The following is a 356-nucleotide window of genomic DNA, read 5'->3' on the forward strand; positions in this document are numbered from 1 at the left end:
TCGATTTATTGATCGTGCCCGGCGTGGTATTTACCGAAAGCGGATACCGAATCGGCTTCGGCGGTGGTTATTATGACCGTTATTTAAGCGGTTTTAGCGGCAAGACCCGGTCGCTGGCGTTCGAATTCCAGCTGGCTGGGGAATTGCCGATCGAAAGCCATGACATTCCAGTCGATGGCATCATCACGGAACAAAGAATAATCGACTCAAAGGCGGTGAGAGAATGAAAGAACTTTACGATGTAATGCAATTATTGAAAAGATACGGAACGATCATCTATACGGCGGATTTTATTTCGGATCTCGATTTGATGGAATCCGATATCCGGGATCTATACGATCACGATTTCATCACGC

At 46.3% G+C, this 356-nt stretch carries 2 protein-coding genes; both read left to right on the plus strand.

Going from position 1 to position 356, the window contains the following annotated elements; translation table 11 throughout:
- The coding region (locus tag SB775_RS28005) for a 5-formyltetrahydrofolate cyclo-ligase (protein ID WP_410864421.1) at nucleotides 1–227 on the plus strand (227 nt) is incomplete at its 5' end.
- Nucleotides 228–244: 17 nt separating this feature from the next.
- Nucleotides 245–356: YqgQ family protein (locus SB775_RS28010; protein ID WP_410864423.1), on the plus strand; the 112-nt coding region annotated here is incomplete at its 3' end.

This window comes from Peribacillus sp. SIMBA_075 (assembly GCF_046534585.1).